The organism is Enterobacter sp. R-25, from assembly GCF_049913205.1.
Classification (GTDB): Bacteria; Pseudomonadota; Gammaproteobacteria; order Enterobacterales; family Enterobacteriaceae; genus Enterobacter; species Enterobacter ludwigii.
Genome location: NZ_CP183982.1, coordinates 3,143,998 through 3,165,120, shown reverse-complemented (window position 1 = coordinate 3,165,120; position 21,123 = coordinate 3,143,998). Strand labels below are relative to the sequence as shown.

The following is a 21,123-nucleotide window of genomic DNA, read 5'->3' as shown; positions in this document are numbered from 1 at the left end:
AATTAAACCTAAAAATGTGCCACGGATCACATCATGAATTTTGAGCATACCAGACATTCCGAAATGGAACGTCTGGTATAACCTCACCGGGTTAACCGCCGGGCTTTCCTCATGCCGGGAGAGCGGCTACTATAGCGCGTCTTTTTTCACAGGTACTGCTATGCGTGTTTTACTGGCCCCAATGGAAGGCGTGCTCGACTCCCTCGTGCGCGAGCTTCTGACCGAGGTGAACGACTACGATCTCTGCGTGACGGAGTTTTTGCGCGTGGTCGATATGCTGTTGCCAGTAAAATCATTCTATCGCCTTTGCCCGGAACTGCATCATCAGAGCCGCACCTCTTCCGGCACGCTGGTGCGCATTCAGCTATTGGGTCAGTATCCCGAATGGCTGGCGGAGAACGCGGCTCGTGCCGTAGAGCTTGGTTCCTTTGGGGTTGATCTCAACTGCGGTTGCCCATCAAAACTGGTGAATGGCAGCGGCGGCGGCGCCACCTTGCTGAAAGATCCGGAGCTGATTTACCGTGGCGCAAAAGGCATGCGTGAGGCTGTACCGTCGCATCTGCCGGTGACGGTAAAGGTGCGTCTGGGATGGGACAGCGACGCGCGGCAATTTGAGATTGCCGATGCCGTGCAGCAGGCCGGGGCCACTGAGCTGGTGGTGCATGGCCGCACCAAAGAAGATGGCTATAAAGCCGAACGTATTAACTGGCAGGCGATTGGCGAGATCCGCAAAAGACTCACCATTCCCGTTATTGCCAACGGGGAAATCTGGGATTACGAAAGCGCGCAGGCGTGCCTGAAAGAGACTGGCTGCGATGCGGTGATGATTGGCCGCGGCGCGCTTAACGTACCAAACCTCAGCCGGGTGATTAAATATAACGAACCACGTATGCCGTGGGCTGATGTGGTCACGCTGCTGAAAAAATACAGTCGCCTCGAAAAACAGGGTGATACCGGGTTATATCACGTCGCGCGAATTAAGCAGTGGCTCAGTTATTTACGCAAAGAGTACAGTGAAGCACTGGGGTTATTTCAGGAGATCCGCACGCTGCAGACTTCCGCTGATATTGCACGGGTGATTCAGTCCAGGTAACGGAATTTGCCCGGCGCTGAGCCGGGCAATGAAATCAGAAAATCATCTTGAATACACCGGTCACCACCAGCAGCCCTATCAGAAATATAATTAAAATAACCCACAGTAATATTTTCATTCGCTTCTCCTGCGTCTGTTTGTCGAAAGTAAGTGTAGCAGTGAATTTATAATGAAGATGAATTCACTCATTTAATTAATTCTTATGATGAATAATTTTCCGAATATGAAAATGTATGACAAATTGCGGGTTGCCACGCGTTACTAAAAAAAAGAGCGACGTCTGGCGTAAGTTGCGCCTTTATTTTTCGCGTGAATGGCGTAATGAAACCTTTATCTCTGAGTATTCCCCTGGTTTTTATTCTGGTGGCCTGCGCGCCGGAACATGCCTCGGTTTCCCCTGTAAATATGCAATCAACAACGGCTGCGGTGAATACTACGCTGAGCCATACCGCGTGGCCGAAAGATGCATGGTGGAAAACGTATAACGATCCTGAACTCAATTCGCTGATTGCGAAGGCGCTGAACGATGCGCCGGATATGCAAATTGCCCGTCAGCGCATCACGCTGGCGGAAGCGCAGGCAAAAGCCACCCTGGCCGCCGGAGGGCCGGAAATTGATTTCTCAGCGGATGCTGAACGGCAAAAAATGTCGGCCGAGGGGCTGATGGGGCCCTTTGCGATAACCGATCCGGCGGCGGGAACCACCGGGCCGTGGTACACCAACGGTACTTTTGGTCTGAGCGCGGGCTGGGATCTCGATTTGTGGGGGAAAAATCGTGCACGGGTTGAAGCCCGAATTGGCCGGGTAAACGCGCAAAAAGCGGAGCTTGAGCAAACCCGGCAACTGCTTGCCAGCAGCGTCGCACGTCTTTACTGGGCGTGGCAAACCCAGGCCGCGGTGGGGGATGTCCTCACGGAGATTAAACACCAGCAGGACACGATTATTGCAGCCGACCGCGAACTGTATCAGCATGGGATCACCTCTTCCGTTGAGGGCGTCGAGACCGACATCAACGCCAGCAAAACTGACGAGCAGCTGGCAGAGGTGAACGGAAAAATGAAAGCCGTTGAGGCGCGTCTGAGCGCCCTGACGAACACCTCCTCAGTGACGCTTACACGCCACGCCTTACCCACAGTAGAAGCCTCGCTCCCGGCCACGCTGGGGTATGAACTGCTGGCACGTCGACCGGATTTGCAGGAGGCTCGCTGGTATATCGAGGCCTCCATGAGTGATGTTGAGGCCGCCAGAGCAGCCTTCTATCCCGATGTGAATCTGATGGCTTTCTTACAGCAGGATGCCCTGCACCTGAGCGATTTGTTCCGCTCTTCTGCGCAGCAGATGGGCGTCACCGCCGGTCTGACGCTGCCCATTTTCGACAGCGGCAGGCTAAACGCCGAGCTGGATATTGCCCAGGCGCAGAACAATCTCTCCGTCGTGCGTTATAACAAAGCGGTGGTGGATGCGGTGAATCAGGTGGCGCGCACGGCCAGCGAAGTCGAAACACTGACCGCCAAAAACCAGCACCAGCAGCGTGTCGAAAAAGAGGCTGCCCGCGTTGTTGCACTGGCTCAGGCCCGCTTTCGCGCCGGCATTATCGCCGGCTCCCGCGTGAGTGAGGCCAGAATACCGGCCCTCAGGGAGCAGCTCACCGGGGTGATGCTCAAAGGCCAGTACGTTGACGCCACGCTGCAGCTGACCTCGGCGCTGGGTGGCGGCTATCATCAGGGCTAAAAAGCGCGATTATCTATACTTACCTCTTTGCAGCTTTTCTGGAGGTGAGTATGACCAAAGTCGCGATTGTTACCGCATCGGATTCCGGGATTGGGAAAACCACGGCCCTGATGCTGGCTGAACGAGGGTTTGATATCGGCGTCACCTGGCATTCCGACGAAAAAGGTGCGCTGGAAACCTGCCGCGAAGTCGAGGCGAAGGGGCGGCGTGCAGAGGCGGTTCAGCTTGATTTAAGCACTCTCCCGCAGGGGGCGCAGGCCATTGAAACGTTAATTACGCGCTTTGGTCGGCTGGACGTGCTGGTCAACAATGCCGGGGCGATGACCAAAGCGCCGTTTCTCGACATGCCGTTTGAGGAGTGGCGGGGGATTTTTACCGTTGACGTGGATGGCGCGTTTCTCTGTTCACAGATCGCTGCGCGTCAGATGGTGAAGCAGGGAGAGGGGGGGCGAATTGTGAACATTACCTCGGTGCATGAACACACGCCTTTACCGGATGCCAGTGCGTATACGGCGGCCAAGCATGCCCTGGGCGGATTAACCAAATCCATGGCGCTGGAGCTGGTCGAGCATAACATTCTGGTGAATGCCGTTGCGCCAGGAGCCATTGCCACGCCAATGAATGATATGGACGACAGTGAAGTGAAGGCCGGTTCGATGCCCGCGATCCCGCTCGCGCGGCCGGGGCATACCAAAGAGATTGCCAGCCTGGTGGCGTGGCTGTGTGACGGTGACGCCAGCTATGCTACCGGGCAATCATTTATTGTCGACGGCGGTTTTATGCTGGCGAATCCACAATTTAAGCCCGCCGGGTAGAAACTTTTCGCCCTCTCTTTGTGCGAGAGGGCGCCATTGCACTTACTCTTCATCCCGCGTCTTTTCCCGATGCTTCAGCCACAGCCGGACCGCAATCACCACCACGACAATCAGGATAACCCATGCCCAGTGCTTCAGATGCTGGTCAACATTATGCAGCCACGGACCAATTACTTCTCCACCCACATAACCGAGCGTGGTAAAGATCAGGGCCCAGGCAATCGCGCCAAGAATGTTCAGCGGCAGGAAAATTTTCGGCGGTAAATGGCTGGCGCCAATCAGTATTGGGCCGATAATCCGAAAGCCGTACATAAAACGGGTGCCAATCACGAACAGGTAAGGGTGACGCTGGATAAGCCGTTGGGCACGGTGAATTTTCTTGCGGTGCTTTGAAAAGCGCTTCAAAAGCGTGGGGCCAAAGCGCAGTCCCAGAAAGTAGAGCAGCTGATCGCCAATCATCCCGCCGAGTGCGACTGCGGCAACAACAAGTGGGAATTTGAGTAACCCCTGATGCGCGGCCACCCCGCCGAGCAGCGTGATGGTTTCTCCTTCCGCCACGCTACCAACGACCAGTGCAGCGTATCCATAGTGTTCAATAAGACTGTTGATATCCATTACGTCAATGTCATCTCCCTTATTATGCCTCGGTTAATCATATACCCCATGAATCAATAACGGGGCAATCAACGGAAATTTCCCACTGTACATAAAATAATCTCAGGCCTGCATTATACTTAAGATATTGCTGACGGGCCGACAACAAGGGGGCGTTATGAACCATGTCTGGGGACTTTTCTCCCATCCCGATCGTGAAATGCATGTCATCAAAACGGAGAACGAAACGGTCTCGCATCATTACACGCATCATGTGCTGCTGATGGCAGCGGTGCCTGTAATTTGCGCGTTTATTGGCACAACACAAATCGGCTGGAACTTTGGTGATGGCACCGTGGTTCAGCTTTCCTGGTTTACCGGTCTTTCACTGGCCATTCTCTTTTATGGCCTGATGCTGGCGGGTGTGGCTGTCATGGGGCGTGTCATTCACTGGATGGCGCGTAACTATCCGCAACGTCCATCGCTGGCACACTGTATGGTTTTCGCCGGGTATGTCGCGACGCCGCTGTTCTTAAGCGGTATTGTGGCGCTGTATCCACTGGTCTGGTTGTGCGCGCTGATCGGTACTATTGCCCTCTTTTACACCGGTTATCTGCTGTATCTGGGGGTACCAACCTTCCTCAATATCAATAAAGAAGAGGGCCTGAGCTTCTCCAGTTCAACGCTCGCCATCGGCGTGCTGGTGCTGGAAGCGCTACTGGCTCTGACGGTTATTCTGTGGGGTTATGGATACCGTCTCTTCTAGGCTCACTGCATTGCTGGCGTAAATGCCAGCAATGCAGCATCTGTTCACGATTATCCTCTGGCGACAAAGCCCGGTGACCGCTATGATGCCGAAGCCAGCCTGCGTTTCTCCATCGACACAGGCGGTGTACGTCATAACGTGCGTGAATAATTATCAGAAGTCTCACCATGCTGAAATTCCGAGTCTCTTTACTTAGCCTGGCCCTGTTGCTGGGAGCGTCCGCTGCCGCGCCAGCGATCGCCAAAACGCCCGCCGTGACCACCGCTGCTGCCCAGCCGCAAATCGCTTCCGGCAGTGCGATGATTGTTGATCTCAACACCAATAAGGTGATTTACGCCAGCCATCCGGATCTGGTACGCCCGATCGCCTCGATTACCAAATTAATGACCGCGATGGTGGTGCTTGATGCACATCTGCCGCTGGACGAAAAACTGAAAGTGGATATCAGCCATACGCCGGAGATGAAAGGGATCTACTCCCGCGTGCGACTGAACAGCGAAATCAGCCGTAAAAACATGCTGCTGTTGGCGCTGATGTCTTCTGAAAACCGCGCGGCGGCGAGCCTGGCCCACCACTATCCGGGTGGCTACGACGCATTTATTCGTGCGATGAACGCAAAAGCCAAATCGCTGGGGATGACCAATACCCGTTACGTCGAGCCGACTGGCCTGTCGATTCACAACGTCTCCACGGCCCGCGACCTGACAAAACTGCTGATTGCCAGCAAACAGTACCCGCTGATTGGTCAGCTCAGTACGACCCGTGAAGAGATGGCGACCTTTGCGAACCCGGCCTATTCGCTGCCGTTCCGTAATACTAACCATCTGGTGTACCGGGATAACTGGAATATTCAGTTAACGAAAACCGGGTTTACCAACGCGGCGGGCCACTGCCTGGTGATGCGTACCGTATTCAACGGTAAACCGGTGGCGCTGGTGGTGATGGATGCCTTTGGTAAATACACCCACTTCGCGGATGCAAGCCGACTGCGTACCTGGATTGAGACGGGGAAAGTGCAGCCGGTACCGGCCGCGGCGTTGACCTACAAAAAGCAGAAAGCAGAGCAGATGGCAACCGCCCAGAACGACTGAGCCGGATTGCTGATGACTGTGTTTTCGCCCTCTCCCGCGGGAGAGGGCAACAGACCTCGCTGCGCCTTACTCCGGCAGCGTCCAGTCTCCGTCATTGAGTGAGCGCTGCATGATCACCGTATCCCGCCAGTCACCTTTCTTATACCCGACGCTGCGTAACTGACCGACGATTTCGAAGCCGTATTTCTTATGCAACCGTAACGAGCCGGCATTGTTGTTGCCATCCCCCACAACGGCAATCATCTGCCGCCACGGACCTTGCTCGCAGCGGGCGATCAGCGCATCCATCAGGACGGAGCCAAAACCACGACCGGTAGTACTCGCATCCACGTAAATCGACTCTTCCAGAGTGTAGCGATAGGCATGGCGCGGACGGTAAGGCGTCGCGTAGCAGTAGCCTACGACGATGCCGCGATACAGCGCGACAAGCCACGGTAAGCCGTTCTCGGCCACGCTTTTCATTCGCTGACGCATTTCATCAATGGTGGGGGGAACTTCTTCAAAGGATGCGCGCCCGTGAAGCACATGCCAGGCGTAGATAGCGGCGATAGCATGCACATCGTCGGGAAGGGCATCGCGCACTTCCACTTCGGTTTCGGATAAAATATCAACAGCCGACATGATGTGCCTGCTCCTCGTAACAGATGCCGGAGAAACGTTTCTCCGGCGACAGAACGCTACTCTAGTACGATTAAGGCGCGCTTAACAATCTCTCAAATTTGGCTGTGGGAATTAATCAGACGCTTGCGTCACGGGCTGCTCCGCGTCAGGACTCTCTTTCCAGTATTTATTCCGCGTTGTTTTACCAATGCCGGGGTTCATGCTGTTTGTGGGGTCATTCTCGCGATAAAACTGCTTAAGTGCGTCAGGAGCCTTATAAAGATGCCCCACGTTATGTTCCGCAGGATATTGTGCGCCTCGCGCGTGCAGCAGCGCGAGCATCTGCTCTTTCAGCGCGTGCGCATCCACCCCTTTCTTAACGATGTAATCCTGGTGGAAGACGTAGCACATAAAGTGGCCGTAATAGAGCTTGTGGACCAGCTTGCTGTCGATTTCCGGCGGCAGGTGTTCAAACCACTCGGTATCGTTGCGGCGAAGGGCGATATCCAGCGCCAGAATGTCTTCCACCTCGTCTGAATGCACCGCCTGATAACGAATGGCGGCACCCGCAGCGGCGAAACGGTGCAGGAAGGCTTTGCTGCCCTCTTCAGGGGTACAGGCAAAGAAATCGCCTTCGGCAGTTTTGAAGAATTCACTGAGCCAGGTTTGCGCTTCGGCAATTCCGTCCCCGGCCATTTTCAGCAGCAGGTGATGCTCGTACTTATCGCGCCAGGTTTTCATCCGCTCCGGCAGATGTGACGGGAAGACGTTGCCCAATTTCTGCATAAAGCGGTCGGTAAAGTGGGGTTTAAAGAGCGGCACTTTTTCCAGCATCGCGTCGGTACGGCCCTTCATGGTGAAGAAGAACGGCATTTTATCGGTGCCGAGCTTGTCGATCATCAGGAACGTATCTTTGCCGTAGCGTTCCGCGATGTCGTAAATATCACGGTGCATGTACTCGCCCGCCACCGGCAGGTGAGCGAACTCGCCCAGAATATGACGACGGATCTCGGTCAGCACGTCCGGCTGATTGGTGCCGATGTAGAACACCTGCTGTTTTTTCTCGGCCGGGAAGGTGTCGAGGCGCACGGCAAAAACAGCCAGCTTGCCCGCACAGCCCGAAGATTCAAACAGGCGATCAGGGTCGGCGTTGTAACGTGCCGGGGTATCCGCTTCGATATCCCGCACGCGGGTGATGTAATCGTGGTCGTGAGCATGACGACCGTCGTGCTGGACGTCTTCATCTTTCACCCGATCGTCGTCGAGCTTACTCAGGATCTGTTCCGGCGTTACGCCAAGATCAATGCCCAGATGGTTGACCAGGGTCAGCTTGCCATTTTCGTCGATACGGGCAAAAAGTGACATCTCGGTGTAAGCCGGGCCGCGCTGCACCAGCGAACCGCCGGAGTTATTGCAGATCCCGCCGATCACGGAGGCGCCAATACAGGATGAGCCAATGACCGAATGCGGTTCCCGTCCCAGCGGCTTAAGCGCTTTTTCAAGGGAGTAGAGCGTCGTGCCAGGGAACGCGAGCACCTGCTCGCCTTTATCCAGCAGATGCAATTTGTCGAGACGCAGGGTGCTGATGATCACGATGTCACGATCGTAATCGTTGCCGTTCGGCGTTGAGCCTTCAGTCAGGCCGGTGTTAGCCGCCTGCATGAGAATAATTTTGTCGGCGGCCACGCAGGCGCTCAGGACGCGCCAGAGTTCAAGCAGCGTGCCGGGAAATACCACCGCCAGCGCCTCGCCCTGACCGGAACGAAAGCCCTTACGGTAGCGGGCGGTTTTTGCCGGGTCGGTAAGCAGGTGAGAGGAGCCAACCAGGCGCGACAGTTCGTTAATAAACGTCGTGTTATCGTGAGTTCGAACAGAAGACATCTTCCACTCCTTGTGGTGGGGCAAATTTCTCGCTGTAAAGCATAGCGCGATTAACTGTTAAGCGGTCGAGTATTCATGAGAAAAATCAGAGAATAACCCTGCAACGTTCTGAGGGTTTGTGGCACACTGCGCTTTTCGCACGGTCTGGCCGAGTTCTTCCGGCGGTTATTGATGAGAGAGTAAAACGACATGAAATGGCTATGTTCTGTAGGTGTCGCCGTCAGCCTGGCGCTGCAACCTGCGCTGGCAGAGGATTTGTTTGGCAATCACCCGCTCACGCCTGAAGCCCGGGACGCGTTTGTCACGGAATTGCTCAAGAAAATGACGGTCGATGAGAAAATTGGCCAGTTGCGTCTTATCAGCGTCGGCCCGGATAACCCGAAAGAGGCCATCCGCGAGATGATCAAAGACGGGCAGGTCGGGGCTATTTTTAACACCGTCACCCGCCCGGATATCCGCAAAATGCAGGATCAGGTGATGGAACTCAGTCGCCTGAAAATTCCGCTGTTCTTCGCCTATGACGTGGTGCACGGTCAGCGTACCGTCTTCCCTATTAGCCTTGGCCTGGCATCGTCCTTTAACCTTGATGCTGTGAAAACCGTGGGGCGCGTTTCCGCCTATGAAGCGGCGGATGATGGCCTGAATATGACCTGGGCACCGATGGTGGACGTCTCCCGCGATCCGCGCTGGGGCCGCGGCTCAGAAGGGTTCGGTGAAGATACCTATTTAACAGCCACGATGGGGAAAACCATGGTGGAAGCGATGCAGGGTAAGAGCCCGGCAGATCGCTACGCGGTGATGACCAGCGTCAAACACTTTGCGGCCTATGGCGCCGTTGAAGGGGGTAAAGAGTACAACACCGTGGATATGAGCTCGCAGCGGCTGTTCAACGACTACATGCCACCGTACAAAGCGGGGCTGGATGCCGGCAGCGGCGCGGTGATGGTGGCGCTGAACTCCCTCAACGGCACGCCGGCGACCTCCGATTCGTGGCTGCTGAAAGACGTTCTGCGTGACCAGTGGGGCTTTAAGGGCATTACCGTCTCTGATCACGGCGCCATTAAAGAGCTCATTAAGCACGGTACCGCCTCCGATCCGGAAGACGCGGTACGCGTGGCGCTCAAGTCCGGCATCAACATGAGCATGAGCGACGAGTACTACAGCAAATACCTGCCGGGGCTGGTGAAGAGCGGTAAGGTGACCATGGCGGAGCTGGATGACGCCACGCGCCACGTGCTGAACGTGAAATATGATATGGGGCTGTTTAACGACCCGTACAGCCACCTGGGGCCGAAAGATTCTGACCCGGCGGACACCAACGCGGAAAGTCGTCTGCACCGTAAAGAGGCCCGCGATGTGGCACGCGAAAGTCTGGTGCTGCTGAAAAACCGCCTCGACACGCTGCCGCTGAAGAAATCCGGCACCATTGCCGTGGTGGGCCCGCTGGCTGACAGCAAGCGCGACGTGATGGGAAGCTGGTCTGCAGCGGGGGTGGCCGATCAGTCCGTCACGGTGCTGACCGGTATCAAGAACGCCGTGGGTGAGAACGCGAAAGTGGTCTACGCCAAAGGGGCGAATGTCACCAACGATAAAGACATTGTCACCTTCCTCAATCAGTACGAAGAGGCGGTGAAGGTCGATCCGCGTTCGCCGAAAGAGATGATTGATGAAGCGGTGAACACCGCTAAGCAATCTGACGTGGTTGTTGCGGTAGTGGGTGAAGCGCAGGGAATGGCGCATGAAGCCTCCAGCCGTACCGACATCACCATTCCGCAAAGCCAGCGCGATCTGATTGCCGCCCTGAAGGCGACCGGCAAGCCGCTGGTGCTGGTGCTGATGAACGGTCGTCCGCTGGCGCTGGTTAAAGAAGACCAGCAGGCCGACGCGATCCTGGAAACCTGGTTTGCCGGTACTGAAGGCGGTAACGCGATTGCCGACGTGCTGTTTGGCGATTACAACCCGTCAGGCAAGCTGCCAATGTCCTTCCCGCGCTCGGTCGGGCAGATCCCGGTTTACTACAGCCACCTGAATACCGGCCGTCCGTACAACGCCGACAAACCGAATAAGTACACCTCCCGTTACTTCGATGAAGCGAACGGCCCGCTGTATCCGTTTGGTTACGGTCTGAGCTACACCACCTTCAAGGTTTCTGACGTCAAAATGTCTGCGCCGACCCTGAAGCGTGACGGCAAAGTTACCGCAAGCGTCGAGGTGAGCAACACCGGTAAACGCGAAGGGGCAACGGTCATTCAGATGTACGTCCAGGATGTGACCGCCTCCATGAGCCGTCCGGTGAAACAGCTGCGTGGCTTCGAGAAGGTCAACCTGAAGCCGGGCGAAACCAAAACCATCAGCTTCCCCATCGACGTGGATGCGCTGAAGTTCTGGAACCAGCAGATGAAATATGATGCGGAGCCAGGCAAGTTTAACGTCTTTATCGGGGTCGATTCCGCCCGCGTTAATAAAGGCGAGTTCGAGCTGCTCTGACGTTTCCCTCCCTTGCATCCCCCGCTTTGCGGGGGATGCGTCTTACCTTATGTTAAAAAGGCATTTTGACGGTTAATTCCGCCGTTTTAAGCTACGCTTTTCTCTCAAGCCTCTGAAAAAGGCAGCAAAAAAATGAGGACAGTGGAATGACGATTGCAAAGGGGATGTTGGGTTCAGCGGTGTTACTGGCGGCGCTGAGTCTGCCATTACAGGCGGCAGAACCGGTAAAAGTGGGTTCCAAGATAGATACCGAAGGCGCGCTGCTCGGTAACATTATTCTGCAGGTACTGGAAAGCCACGGTGTTAAAACCGTCAATAAAGTCCAGCTGGGAACCACGCCTGTGGTACGCGGCGCGATTACCTCCGGCGAGCTGGATATCTACCCGGAATACACCGGCAACGGCGCGTTCTTCTTCAAAGATGAAAACGATCCGGCGTGGAAAAATGCCAAAGCCGGGTATGAAAAAGTCAAAAAACTCGACGCTGAGCAAAATAAGCTGGTCTGGCTGACGCCGGCGCCGGCCAACAATACCTGGACCATCGCGGTGCGCAAGGACGTGGCGGAGAAAGGAAAGCTGACCTCGCTTGCGGATTTGAGTCGCTACCTGAAAGAGAAGGGTGACTTTAAGCTTGCGGCTTCCGCTGAGTTTATTGAGCGTCCGGATGCGCTGCCGGCGTTTGAAAAAGCCTATGATTTCAAACTGGATCAGGCCCAGCTGCTCTCTCTGGCGGGCGGTGATACCGCGGTGACCATCAAAGCCGCTGCGCAGCAAACGTCGGGCGTTAATGCGGCGATGGCTTACGGCACCGACGGCCCGGTCGCGGCGCTTGGCCTGCAAACCTTAACCGATCCAAAAGGCGTACAGCCGATTTACGCCCCGGCACCTGTCGTGCGGGAAGCGGTACTTAAAGCGTACCCGGATATTGCTGAATGGCTCAAACCGGTCTTCGAAAAGCTGGATGCAAAAACGCTGCAACAGCTGAATGCCAGCATTGCCGTTGAGGGACTGGATGCCAAAAAAGTGGCCGCCGATTTCCTGAAACAACAAGGGCTTGTGAAGTAACAGGACAGGGCTGTGCCAATAAAATGTCATAACCGCGTACTGCTGCTGTTGGCCAGTGTGGCCATCGCGGCGGTCGCGTTACCGTTTGTGAATGTGGCCCCGAATCGCCTGATGTCGGGGGAGAGTCGCTCGCTCTGGCAGGTCTGGTCATTTACGCCGTGGTTACTGGTGACGGCGCTGGGCGCGTGGGTTGCGTTGTCGCTCTGGCAAGGACGCACGGCTCAGTGGCTGACGTTGTTTCTTTGTGAAGGGCTGTTTATCGCCTTATTCTGGGGAGGCGGGCTTGCAGCAACGCACATGACCTCGGCGGAAAGTCCGCTGGCAAGAACCTCTGTGGGTAGCGGTTTGTGGCTCTGGCTGGCGCTGTGTCTGCTGGCCTGCAGCGATGCTATTCGCCGTCTTATCTCAACATCCGTCTGGCGCTGGATACTCAATGCCCAGATATGGTGTATTCCATTGCTGCTGCTGTTTAGCGGTGAGCTGAATAATCTCTCGCTGTTAAAAGAGTACGCCAACCGTCAGGAGGTGTTTAATGACGCCCTGGCGCAACACCTCACGATCCTCTTCGGTACCCTGATCCCGGCCTTACTGCTCGGCATACCGCTGGGTATGTGGTGCTATCGCCATCCTTCACGTCAGGGCGGGGTGTTTGCCGTGCTGAATGTAATTCAGACCATCCCGTCCGTCGCTCTGTTTGGCCTGTTGATTGCTCCGCTGGCCGGGCTGGTGAAGTCGTTCCCGGTACTGGGAACGATGGGGATCGCCGGAACCGGTTTAACGCCAGCCCTTATCGCGCTGGTGCTCTATGCGCTGCTGCCGCTGGTGCGCGGCGTGGTGGCCGGGCTGAGCCAGGTCGCGCCGGACGTGCTGGAAAGTGCCCATGCAATGGGGATGAGCGCGAGACAATGTTTCTGGAAGATCCAGCTGCCGCTGGCTTTGCCCCTGCTGCTGCGCAGCCTGCGGGTGGTGGCGGTGCAAACCGTTGGTATGGCGGTGATTGCGGCGCTGATTGGCGCGGGCGGCTTTGGCGCGCTGGTTTTCCAGGGGCTGTTGAGTAGCGCCCTGGACCTGGTGTTATTGGGCGTGGTGCCCACGATTGCGCTGGCGGTTGTCATCGACGCGCTGTTTGCCTTATGGCTTGCGCTGCTCAGGAGAAGAGCCAATGATTGAATTTCACGATGTCAGTAAAACCTTTGCGGGTCGTCCGGCGGCTAGCCATCTCAACCTGAATTTTGCCGAGGGCGCATTTTCCGTGCTGATTGGCACATCGGGGTCGGGAAAATCCACCACCCTGAAGATGATTAACCGCCTGGTTGAGCATGACAGCGGTCTGATCCGCTTTGCCGGAGAAGAGATCCGCAGCCTGCCTGTGCTGGAACTGCGTCGTCGTATGGGGTATGCCATCCAGTCCATCGGCCTGTTTCCGCACTGGACGGTCGCGCAGAACATCGCCACCGTGCTGCAGCTGGAGAAATGGTCGCGGGCAAAAACTGCCGACCGGGTTGATGAACTGATGTCTCTGCTCGGGTTAGAACCTGCGCTGCGTGACCGCTACCCGCACCAGCTTTCCGGAGGCCAGCAGCAGCGGGTGGGCGTGGCGCGTGCGCTGGCGGCCAATCCGCAGGTGTTACTGATGGATGAACCCTTCGGCGCGCTGGATCCGGTCACGCGCGCCGCACTGCAGGCGGAAATGACCCGCATTCATCGCATTCTGGGGCGAACAATCATTCTTGTGACGCACGATATTGATGAGGCGCTGCGTCTGGCCGACCATCTGGTGCTGATGGACCATGGTGAGGTGGTGCAGCAGGGGACGCCGCTTGAGCTGCTGACCTGGCCGAAAAACGATTTTGTGCGTGAGTTTTTTGGCCACAGCGAGCTGGGCGTCAGGCTGCTCTCGCTGCGTACGGTCAGCGACTATATGCGTCGACAGGACGCGACGGTGCGTGGCGAGCCTCTGCAGGAACAGATGAGCTTGCGGGATGCGCTTTCGGCGTTTGTTGCCCGTCAGTGTGAAGTGTTGCCCGTTGCGGATGCCCGGGGCGCGCCAAGTGGCACCCTGCATTTTCGCGATCTGCTGGCAGGGGAGGTGACACGTGAAGGCACTTCGTGATCCGCTGCTCTGGCTGGTCGTGCTCTTTGTCGCTTTGCTGTTTCTGATGCCGCACAGCGCGGCGCTGTTTAGCACGCTCTTCCCCGACTTGCCGCGCCCGGTGTATCAGCAGGAGAGTTTTATTAATCTTGCCCTGGCCCATCTCTGGCTGGTGGTGCTCTCAAGTGCCATCGCTATTGTACTGGGCGTGGGGGCGGGCATCGCGGTCACGCGCCCCGCGGGACGGGAGTTTCGCCCGCTGGTGGAGACCATTGCGGCGATTGGCCAGACGTTTCCGCCGGTGGCGGTGCTGGCGATTGCAGTGCCGGTGATGGGTTTTGGTCAGCAACCGGCCATCATTGCGCTGATTTTATACGGTGTGTTGCCCATTCTGCAGGGTACGCTGGCCGGTATTGCGGCGGTACCTGCGTCGGTACTGAGCGTCGCTGAAGGGATGGGGATGAGTCGCGCAGAGCGGCTGCGCAAAGTTGAACTCCCCCTGGCGGCACCGGTCATCCTTGCGGGGATCCGTACGTCGGTGATCATCAATATCGGGACGGCGACCATTGCCTCGACGGTGGGGGCCAACACTCTGGGAACGCCGATTATCATCGGCTTAAGCGGGTTCAATACGGCCTATATTGTGCAGGGGGCGTTGCTGGTCGCGCTGGCGGCAATCGTCGTCGATCGCGTTTTTGAGCGTCTGGCGCAGTATCTCAGCCGACACCGCCACGAACAATAAACGAATACCCGGCCAGCATCACGCCGCCGATACCGCTTACGGCCATCAGAACAAAAAGGGTAATTACGGCCAGTTTGGTTGCCTTCATCATGTGCTCCTGTTGTTAACGGAACAATTATACGGTGAAGCGCAGCTGTTAATGAACCATTAAATGCCGTTACGGCTCTTCCGGACCAAGCGAGTAAACCGGGTAACCATGTTCACGCCATTCCGTCATCAGCTGTTGCTGTGAGGCGGAAGGCACTTCCCCGCACCAGACCAGCAGGGTCTGGCCGTCGAACAATTCAGGGCGAAATTGCGCCAGCGAGTGCACAAGGACATCAACGCGCCAGCCATTCTGGGTGGCAATCCAGGCCTCCAGCCACAGGCGAGTAGTATCGTGCACGTTCCAGCCGACCACCAGCGCGTCTTTTCCGTGCTTGTTCTTCGCCGAGGCAAGGCAGACGGCAATATAGTTGATCAGGACGCCGTCGAGCATACTCAGCAGCGCCTGCAGGGTGGTCTGCTGACACTGCAGGCGTCGACGGAGCGGGATGAAAAGATGCGTAATCAGCGTTTGCGCAGGATAATCGCGCCCTTGCTCTTTTATCCATGCGCGCAGTCGCTGCAGATTGCCCGCCTGCAGAAGGCGCAGCAACGTTTCCTGTTGTTCGCGCCAGAGAAGCTGCGTGTCAGGATCGTCATGGCTGAGCAGGGATTTCACTTTGCCAACCTGCACACCGTTATCGATCCAGCTTTTGATCTCGCGGATCCGGTCGATATCGGCATCGTTGAAGAGACGATGGCCTCCGTCCGTTCTCTGCGGTTTGAGTAATCCATACCGTCGCTGCCATGCCCGTAGCGTGACGGGATTGATATCACAAAGGAGTGCCACTTCACCGATTGTGTAAAGCGCCATATTCGCCCCCTGGCTTACGCGTCCCCAGCTTAACTGTAGTCCCTGTTTACTGAACCAGGAAGAAATGGTTGTTTTTTGCACGAATAATGCGAAGCAGGCGTTAGGTTCGGCAAAAGGTGTGATGCCGGGCACGAATTGCAGCTTTTTTGCCGCGCTTCAAAGAAAGTTTACCGCCAGCAGTGTATGTTACGCGTTTTGAGGGTGTGCGGTTTTGAGTATGTACGAGTTTAATCTGGTGCTGCTGTTGCTTCAGCAGATGTGCGTGTTTCTTGTCATCGCCTGGTTGATGAGTAAAACGCGTCTGTTCATTCCGCTGATGCAAGTTACCGTACGCCTGCCGCACAAGCTGCTCTGCTACGTGACCTTCTCTATTTTCTGCATTATGGGAACCTATTTTGGTCTCCATATCGAAGACTCCATTGCCAATACGCGAGCCATCGGTGCCGTGATGGGCGGGCTGCTTGGCGGCCCTGTGGTCGGTGGGCTGGTCGGGTTAACCGGTGGCCTGCATCGGTATTCGATGGGCGGCATGACGGCGCTGAGCTGTATGATCTCAACGATCGTCGAAGGGCTGCTCGGCGGCCTGGTTCACAGCTATATGATTAAGCGCGGTCGTCCGGATAAAGTCTTTAGCCCGCTCACCGCCGGGGCGATCACCTTTGTCGCTGAAATGGCGCAAATGGCCATCATCTTGCTGATTGCCCGACCGTTTGACGATGCGCTCCATCTGGTGAGCAATATCGCTGCCCCGATGATGGTGACGAATACCGTGGGTGCTGCGCTGTTTATGCGTATTCTGCTCGACAAGCGCGCCATGTTTGAGAAGTACACCTCGGCGTTTTCCGCGACGGCCCTGAAGGTCGCCGCTTCGACGGAGGGGATCCTGCGTCAGGGCTTTAACGAAGAGAACAGCATGAAGGTGGCGCAGGTGCTTTATAAGGAGCTGGATATCGGCGCGGTGGCGATAACCGACCGTGAACGGTTGCTGGCTTTTACCGGCACGGGCGACGACCACCATCTGCCCGGGAAACCGATCTCCTCCGCCTATACGCTGCGCGCCATTGAAACCGGCGAAGTGGTGTATGCCGACGGCAACGAAGTTCCTTACCGCTGTTCGCTGCACCCGCAGTGCAAACTGGGCTCCACGCTGGTCATTCCGCTGCGCGGGGAAAACCAGCGGGTAATGGGCACCATCAAGCTTTATGAAGCGAAAAACCGTCTGTTCAGCTCTATCAACCGTACGCTGGGAGAGGGCATCGCTCAGCTGCTCTCCGCGCAGATCCTCGCCGGGCAGTATGAGCGTCAGAAAGCGTTGCTGACGCAATCCGAAATTAAACTCCTGCACGCTCAGGTGAATCCGCATTTCCTGTTCAATGCGCTTAATACGCTCAAAGCGGTGATCCGCCGCGACAGCGATCAGGCCGCGCAGCTGGTTCAGTTCCTGTCGACGTTTTTCCGCAAAAACCTTAAACGTCCGTCCGAGATTGTGACCCTGGCCGATGAAATAGAACATGTTAATGCCTACCTGCAGATTGAGCAGGCCCGCTTCCAGACTCGTCTGCAGGTGTCGTTATCCGTCCCGGATGAGCTGGCGTATCAGCATCTTCCGGCCTTTACCCTGCAGCCTATTGTGGAAAACGCCATTAAACACGGTACGTCACAGCTGTTGGGGATTGGGGAGATCACCATTTCCGCCAGCCGCTTTAACCATCATCTGGTGCTGGATATTGAAGATAACGCCGGGCTTTACGTGCCTTCCACCTCAGGCGGATTAGGGATGAGCCTGGTGGATAAACGCCTGCGCGCGCACTTTGGTGATGACTGTGGCATTACCGTTGCCTGTGAGCCCGACCGATTCACCCGTATTACGTTACGACTGCCGCTGGAGGAAAACGCATGCTAAGAGTGCTGATTGTGGATGATGAGCCGTTAGCACGGGAAAACCTGCGCGTTCTGTTGCAGGAGCAGCCTGACATTGAGATTGTGGGGGAGTGCGCAAACGCCATTGAGGCCATTGGCGCCGTGCACAAACTGCGCCCGGACGTGCTGTTCCTCGACATTCAGATGCCCCGAATTAGCGGACTGGAGATGGTCGGAATGCTCGACCCGGAGCATCGCCCCTACATTGTGTTTTTGACCGCCTTCGATGAGTACGCCGTCAAAGCCTTTGAGGAGCACGCATTCGATTATTTACTGAAACCGATTGAAGAGAAGCGTCTTGAAAAGACCCTCAGCCGTTTGCGCCAGGAGCGCACCGTGCAGGATGTCACGCTGTTGCCGGAAAACCAGCAGCCGCTGAAATTTATCCCCTGCACCGGCCACAGTCGGATTTACCTTCTGCAGATGGACGATGTGGCGTTTGTCAGCAGCCGTTTGAGCGGCGTATTTGTTACCAGCGCGGAGGGGAACGAAGGCTTTACCGAGCTGACGCTGCGGACGCTGGAGAGCCGAACGCCGCTCGTTCGTTGCCATCGCCAGTATCTGGTGAACATGGCGCACCTGAAAGAGATCCGGCTGGAAGACAACGGACAGGCAGAGCTGGTGCTGCGTGCCGGGCAAACCGTCCCCGTCAGTCGCCGCTACCTTAAGAGTTTGAAAGAGGCGATCGGCCTGTAAAACTGGTACACTGCGCCCCATTGCATCATCGACAGTTAAGTTAAAGGCACCCATGCTCAGTAATGATATTCTCCGTAGCCTGCGCTACACCCTGAAAGCAAACAATAATGATATGGTGCGCATTCTTGCGCTTGCTGGCATGGAGTCCACCTCTGCCGGTTTCGACACCTGGATGACAAAAGAGGATGAAGAGGGGTTTGTTCGCTGCCCTGACATTATCCTGTCTGGCTTCCTGAACGGCCTCATCTACGACAAGCGCGGGAAAGATGACTCAGCACCAGAACTGGCGCTTGAGCGTCGGGTGAATAACAACACGGTGCTGAAAAAGCTGCGTATCGCGTTTTCACTGAAAACAGACGACATTCTGGCGATTATGACAGAGCAGAAGCACCGCGTGTCGATGCCGGAGATCACCGCCATGATGCGTGCGCCGGACCATAAGAACTACCGCGAGTGCGGCGACCAGTTTTTGCGTTATTTTTTACGCGGACTGACTCACCGGGTGCATCACGCTAAGCCGTGAGTGGTACCAGGGCGTGAAGGATGAAGAGGCAAAAAAAAGCCGGAGATTATCTCCGGCTTTTTTATTATTTCACCTGCTGACCTGGTTTGGCGCCTTCATCAGGGCTTAACAGGAAGATATCTTTCCCGCCAGGACCTGCCGCCATCACCATGCCTTCCGAGATGCCGAAGCGCATTTTGCGCGGTGCCAGGTTGGCGACCATCACGGTCTGACGACCAATCAGCACCTGCGGATCAGGATAGGCAGAACGGATTCCGGAGAAGACGTTACGCTTCTCACCGCCCAGATCCAGCGTCAGGCGCAGCAGTTTGTCCGAGCCTTCGACAAATTCCGCGTTTTCAATCAGCGCGACACGCAGATCGACTTTGGCGAAATCATCAAAGGTAATGGTCTCCTGAATCGGATCGTCTGCCAGCGGGCCAGTCACCGGCGCAGCGGCAGCCTTCACCTCTTCTTTAGACGCTTCCACCAGGGATTCTACCTGCTTCATCTCGATGCGGTTGTACAGCGCCTTGAAGGTATTCACCTTGTGACCGAGCAGCGGCTGCTGGATAGCATCCCAGGTCAGCTCGGTGTTGAGGAACGCTTCAGCGCGGGAGGCCAGCTGTGGCAGTACCGGCTTCAGCCAGGTCATCAGCACGCGGAACATGTTCAGGCCCATGGTGCAGATCGCCTGCAGGTCGGCGTCACGGCCTTCCTGTTTCGCGACAACCCACGGTGCCTGCTCGTCAACGTAGCGGTTAGCCACGTCAGCCAGCGCCATGATTTCACGAATCGCTTTACCGAACTCACGGCTTTCCCAGGCTTCGCCAACCGCCGCGGCGGCGTCGGTGAAGGTTTTGTACAGCTCAGGATCGGCCAGTTCGGCAGACAGCACGCCGTCGAAACGCTTGGCGATAAAGCCCGCGTTACGGGAAGCCAGGTTGACGACTTTGTTGACGATGTCGGCGTTCACGCGCTGCACGAAATCTTCCAGGTTCAGGTCGATATCGTCGATGCGGGAAGAGAGCTTCGCCGTGTAGTAATAACGCAGGCTGTCCGCGTCGAAGTGGTTCAGCCAGGTGCTGGCTTTGATGAACGTACCGCGAGATTTGGACATCTTCGCGCCGTTGACCGTCACATAGCCGTGCACAAACAGGTTGGTTGGTTTACGGAAGTTACTGCCTTCCAGCATCGCCGGCCAGAACAGGCTGTGGAAGTAAACAATGTCTTTGCCGATAAAGTGATACAGCTCGGCGTCGGAATCTTTCTTCCAGTATTCGTCAAAGCTGACGGTGTCGCCGCGCTTGTCGCACAGGTTCTTGAAGGAGCCCATGTACCCGATTGGCGCATCCAGCCAGACGTAGAAGTATTTACCCGGTGCGTTCGGAATTTCGAAACCGAAGTACGGTGCATCGCGGGAGATATCCCACTGCTGCAGACCGGATTCGAACCACTCCTGCATTTTATTCGCGACCTGCTCCTGCAGCGCGCCGCTGCGGGTCCACGCCTGCAGCATTTCGCTGAAGGACGGCAGGTCGAAGAAGAAGTGCTCGGAATCACGCATTACCGGTGTGGCACCCGAAACAACAGATTTCGGATCGATAAGCTCGGTCGGGCTGTAGGTTGCGCCGCACACTTCGCAGTTATCGCCATACTGATCCGGTGATTTACATTTCGGGCAGGTACCTTTGACAAAGCGGTCCGGCAGGAACATTCCTTTTTCCGGATCGTACAGCTGAGAGATGGTGCGGTTTTTAATAAAACCGTTCTCTTTCAGGCGAGAGTAGATCAGCTCCGACAGCTCACGGTTTTCGTCGCTGTGCGTGGAGTGATAGTTGTCATAGCTGATGTCAAAGCCCGCAAAATCGGTCTGATGCTCCTGACTCATTTCGGCAATCATCTGCTCTGGGGAGATCCCCAACTGCTGCGCTTTCAGCATGATCGGCGTGCCGTGGGCATCGTCCGCACAGATGAAGTTAACCTCGTGGCCGCGCATTCGCTGGTAACGGACCCAGACATCAGCCTGGATATGCTCCAGCATGTGGCCGAGGTGGATTGAGCCGTTGGCGTACGGCAGTGCGCACGTTACCAGAATTTTCTTCGCGACTTGAGTCATAGTAGGCATTACTTCTTTTAACTGTGAAAAGG

General features: G+C 56.2%; 19 protein-coding genes. 13 read left to right on the top strand and 6 right to left on the bottom strand.

What is annotated here, in order from left to right; translation table 11 throughout:
• Nucleotides 1–160: 160 nt before the first annotated feature.
• The 3 genes from dusC (at nt 161) to ACN9MQ_RS15110 (ending at nt 3,639) form a co-directional block, all read left to right on the top strand.
• Nucleotides 161–1,093, top strand: a complete 933-nt coding sequence (gene dusC / locus ACN9MQ_RS15120) for a tRNA dihydrouridine(16) synthase DusC (protein ID WP_426021378.1) — start codon at nt 161–163, stop codon at nt 1,091–1,093.
• A 321-nt stretch (nt 1,094–1,414) separates the two neighbouring features.
• The gene (mdtQ, locus tag ACN9MQ_RS15115; protein WP_041162776.1) at nt 1,415–2,824 is read left to right on the top strand and encodes a multidrug resistance outer membrane protein MdtQ; all 1,410 of its coding nucleotides are present in this window, start codon (nt 1,415–1,417) and stop codon (nt 2,822–2,824) included.
• 50 nt (nt 2,825–2,874) lie between these two features.
• Nucleotides 2,875–3,639: an SDR family oxidoreductase gene (locus ACN9MQ_RS15110; protein ID WP_020883205.1), complete on the top strand. Its 765-nt coding sequence runs from the start codon at nt 2,875–2,877 to the stop codon at nt 3,637–3,639.
• Between the two features lie 42 nt (nt 3,640–3,681).
• On the opposite strand, the gene ACN9MQ_RS15105 is transcribed toward ACN9MQ_RS15110, so the two are convergent.
• On the bottom strand, nt 3,682–4,254 hold the full coding sequence (locus ACN9MQ_RS15105) for a DedA family protein (RefSeq protein ID WP_020883206.1): 573 nt from the start codon (nt 4,252–4,254) through the stop codon (nt 3,682–3,684).
• 157 nt (nt 4,255–4,411) lie between these two features.
• Here ACN9MQ_RS15105 and ACN9MQ_RS15100 point away from each other — a divergent pair, with 157 nt between their 5' ends.
• Together ACN9MQ_RS15100 and pbpG are read left to right on the top strand one after the other, a co-directional pair.
• Nucleotides 4,412–4,999: a Yip1 family protein gene (locus ACN9MQ_RS15100; protein WP_014170891.1), complete on the top strand. Its 588-nt coding sequence runs from the start codon at nt 4,412–4,414 to the stop codon at nt 4,997–4,999.
• A 167-nt stretch (nt 5,000–5,166) separates the two neighbouring features.
• Nucleotides 5,167–6,090, top strand: coding sequence for a D-alanyl-D-alanine endopeptidase (gene pbpG / locus ACN9MQ_RS15095; RefSeq protein ID WP_014170890.1), 924 nt, complete (start codon nt 5,167–5,169; stop codon nt 6,088–6,090).
• Nucleotides 6,091–6,156: 66 nt separating this feature from the next.
• On the opposite strand, the gene ACN9MQ_RS15090 is transcribed toward pbpG, so the two are convergent.
• Both ACN9MQ_RS15090 and dld read right to left on the bottom strand, forming a co-directional pair.
• Nucleotides 6,157–6,711 (bottom strand): GNAT family N-acetyltransferase, encoded by a 555-nt coding sequence (locus tag ACN9MQ_RS15090; RefSeq protein WP_020883208.1) that lies wholly within the window; start codon nt 6,709–6,711, stop codon nt 6,157–6,159.
• 111 nt (nt 6,712–6,822) lie between these two features.
• Nucleotides 6,823–8,571: a D-lactate dehydrogenase gene (dld, locus tag ACN9MQ_RS15085; protein ID WP_020883209.1), complete on the bottom strand. Its 1,749-nt coding sequence runs from the start codon at nt 8,569–8,571 to the stop codon at nt 6,823–6,825.
• A gap of 189 nt (nt 8,572–8,760) precedes the next feature.
• Here dld and bglX point away from each other — a divergent pair, with 189 nt between their 5' ends.
• The 5 genes from bglX (at nt 8,761) to ACN9MQ_RS15060 (ending at nt 14,956) form a co-directional block, all read left to right on the top strand.
• Nucleotides 8,761–11,058, top strand: coding sequence for a beta-glucosidase BglX (gene bglX / locus ACN9MQ_RS15080; protein WP_020883210.1), 2,298 nt, complete (start codon nt 8,761–8,763; stop codon nt 11,056–11,058).
• Nucleotides 11,059–11,204: 146 nt separating this feature from the next.
• Entirely contained in the window at nt 11,205–12,122 is a 918-nt protein-coding gene (gene osmF, locus ACN9MQ_RS15075) for a glycine betaine ABC transporter substrate-binding protein OsmF (protein WP_014170886.1), read from the top strand.
• Between the two features lie 12 nt (nt 12,123–12,134).
• The gene (locus ACN9MQ_RS15070) at nt 12,135–13,292 is read left to right on the top strand and encodes an ABC transporter permease (protein WP_426262647.1); all 1,158 of its coding nucleotides are present in this window, start codon (nt 12,135–12,137) and stop codon (nt 13,290–13,292) included.
• Nucleotides 13,285–14,235, top strand: a complete 951-nt coding sequence (locus ACN9MQ_RS15065) for an ABC transporter ATP-binding protein (RefSeq protein WP_049022979.1) — start codon at nt 13,285–13,287, stop codon at nt 14,233–14,235. Before ACN9MQ_RS15070 ends, ACN9MQ_RS15065 begins: the two co-directional genes overlap by 8 nt.
• Nucleotides 14,219–14,956 (top strand): ABC transporter permease, encoded by a 738-nt coding sequence (locus ACN9MQ_RS15060; RefSeq protein ID WP_025203651.1) that lies wholly within the window; start codon nt 14,219–14,221, stop codon nt 14,954–14,956. The genes ACN9MQ_RS15065 and ACN9MQ_RS15060 overlap by 17 nt, the downstream gene beginning before the upstream one ends.
• On the opposite strand, the gene ACN9MQ_RS15055 is transcribed toward ACN9MQ_RS15060, so the two are convergent.
• Together ACN9MQ_RS15055 and mlrA are read right to left on the bottom strand one after the other, a co-directional pair.
• A complete protein-coding gene (locus ACN9MQ_RS15055; protein ID WP_010433613.1) occupies nt 14,931–15,044 on the bottom strand; it encodes a protein YohO in 114 nt (37 codons plus the stop codon). The genes ACN9MQ_RS15060 and ACN9MQ_RS15055 overlap by 26 nt on opposite strands.
• 69 nt (nt 15,045–15,113) lie before the next feature.
• Nucleotides 15,114–15,854, bottom strand: a complete 741-nt coding sequence (mlrA, locus tag ACN9MQ_RS15050) for an HTH-type transcriptional regulator MlrA (protein WP_020883214.1) — start codon at nt 15,852–15,854, stop codon at nt 15,114–15,116.
• A gap of 217 nt (nt 15,855–16,071) precedes the next feature.
• On the opposite strand from mlrA, the gene ACN9MQ_RS15045 reads away from it, so the two are divergent.
• Genes ACN9MQ_RS15045 through ACN9MQ_RS15035 form a run of 3 tightly spaced genes read left to right on the top strand, consistent with a single transcriptional unit; the run spans nt 16,072 to nt 18,993 of the window.
• Complete coding sequence (locus ACN9MQ_RS15045; protein WP_025203652.1) at nt 16,072–17,757, top strand: sensor histidine kinase; 1,686 nt, start codon at nt 16,072–16,074, stop codon at nt 17,755–17,757.
• The gene (btsR, locus tag ACN9MQ_RS15040; RefSeq protein ID WP_020883216.1) at nt 17,751–18,470 is read left to right on the top strand and encodes a two-component system response regulator BtsR; all 720 of its coding nucleotides are present in this window, start codon (nt 17,751–17,753) and stop codon (nt 18,468–18,470) included. Before ACN9MQ_RS15045 ends, btsR begins: the two co-directional genes overlap by 7 nt.
• Nucleotides 18,471–18,522: 52 nt before the next feature.
• Entirely contained in the window at nt 18,523–18,993 is a 471-nt protein-coding gene (locus ACN9MQ_RS15035) for a DUF1456 family protein (protein ID WP_014170878.1), read from the top strand.
• Nucleotides 18,994–19,057: 64 nt separating this feature from the next.
• On the opposite strand, the gene metG is transcribed toward ACN9MQ_RS15035, so the two are convergent.
• Nucleotides 19,058–21,091 (bottom strand): methionine--tRNA ligase, encoded by a 2,034-nt coding sequence (gene metG, locus ACN9MQ_RS15030; protein WP_020883217.1) that lies wholly within the window; start codon nt 21,089–21,091, stop codon nt 19,058–19,060.
• Nucleotides 21,092–21,123: the final 32 nt, after the last annotated feature.

What these genes read in the sequence shown, in the direction of transcription:
- dusC (WP_426021378.1), top strand. Translation starts at nt 161, where the DNA reads ATGCGTGTTTTACTGGCCCCAATGGAAGGCGTGCTCGACTCCCTCGTG.
- mdtQ (WP_041162776.1), top strand. Translation starts at nt 1,415, where the DNA reads ATGAAACCTTTATCTCTGAGTATTCCCCTGGTTTTTATTCTGGTGGCC.
- ACN9MQ_RS15110 (WP_020883205.1), top strand. Translation starts at nt 2,875, where the DNA reads ATGACCAAAGTCGCGATTGTTACCGCATCGGATTCCGGGATTGGGAAA.
- ACN9MQ_RS15105 (WP_020883206.1), bottom strand. Translation starts at nt 4,254, where the DNA reads ATGGATATCAACAGTCTTATTGAACACTATGGATACGCTGCACTGGTC.
- ACN9MQ_RS15100 (WP_014170891.1), top strand. Translation starts at nt 4,412, where the DNA reads ATGAACCATGTCTGGGGACTTTTCTCCCATCCCGATCGTGAAATGCAT.
- pbpG (WP_014170890.1), top strand. Translation starts at nt 5,167, where the DNA reads ATGCTGAAATTCCGAGTCTCTTTACTTAGCCTGGCCCTGTTGCTGGGA.
- ACN9MQ_RS15090 (WP_020883208.1), bottom strand. Translation starts at nt 6,711, where the DNA reads ATGTCGGCTGTTGATATTTTATCCGAAACCGAAGTGGAAGTGCGCGAT.
- dld (WP_020883209.1), bottom strand. Translation starts at nt 8,571, where the DNA reads ATGTCTTCTGTTCGAACTCACGATAACACGACGTTTATTAACGAACTG.
- bglX (WP_020883210.1), top strand. Translation starts at nt 8,761, where the DNA reads ATGAAATGGCTATGTTCTGTAGGTGTCGCCGTCAGCCTGGCGCTGCAA.
- osmF (WP_014170886.1), top strand. Translation starts at nt 11,205, where the DNA reads ATGACGATTGCAAAGGGGATGTTGGGTTCAGCGGTGTTACTGGCGGCG.
- ACN9MQ_RS15065 (WP_049022979.1), top strand. Translation starts at nt 13,285, where the DNA reads ATGATTGAATTTCACGATGTCAGTAAAACCTTTGCGGGTCGTCCGGCG.
- ACN9MQ_RS15055 (WP_010433613.1), bottom strand. Translation starts at nt 15,044, where the DNA reads ATGAAGGCAACCAAACTGGCCGTAATTACCCTTTTTGTTCTGATGGCC.
- mlrA (WP_020883214.1), bottom strand. Translation starts at nt 15,854, where the DNA reads ATGGCGCTTTACACAATCGGTGAAGTGGCACTCCTTTGTGATATCAAT.
- ACN9MQ_RS15045 (WP_025203652.1), top strand. Translation starts at nt 16,072, where the DNA reads ATGTACGAGTTTAATCTGGTGCTGCTGTTGCTTCAGCAGATGTGCGTG.
- btsR (WP_020883216.1), top strand. Translation starts at nt 17,751, where the DNA reads ATGCTAAGAGTGCTGATTGTGGATGATGAGCCGTTAGCACGGGAAAAC.
- ACN9MQ_RS15035 (WP_014170878.1), top strand. Translation starts at nt 18,523, where the DNA reads ATGCTCAGTAATGATATTCTCCGTAGCCTGCGCTACACCCTGAAAGCA.
- metG (WP_020883217.1), bottom strand. Translation starts at nt 21,091, where the DNA reads ATGACTCAAGTCGCGAAGAAAATTCTGGTAACGTGCGCACTGCCGTAC.